At 60.6% G+C, this 231-nt stretch carries 1 tRNA gene; it reads left to right on the top strand.

The window, feature by feature from the left end:
* The first annotated feature begins 115 nt into the window (after positions 1–115).
* Positions 116–191: transfer RNA gene (locus ASE86_RS13245), tRNA-Ala, on the top strand.
* The last annotated feature ends 40 nt before the right edge of the window (positions 192–231 follow it).

Below are 231 nucleotides of genomic sequence, written 5' to 3' on the forward strand. Positions count from 1 at the left end.
GCCTGTAGCTCAGGTGGTTAGAGCGCACCCCTGATAAGGGTGAGGTCGGACGTTCGAGTCGTCCCAGGCCCACCATTTTTGGGGTTCGCCTCCGACACCGACGCAATCACAGTTTGGGGCCATAGCTCAGCTGGGAGAGCGGTTGCTTTGCAAGCATCAGGTCGTCGGTTCGATCCCGACTGGCTCCACCATTCCTCTCCCCTTGCGGGTCGAGGGTCGAATGGCTTCGAG

The organism is Sphingomonas sp. Leaf33, from assembly GCF_001421785.1.
Classification (GTDB): Bacteria; Pseudomonadota; Alphaproteobacteria; order Sphingomonadales; family Sphingomonadaceae; genus Sphingomonas.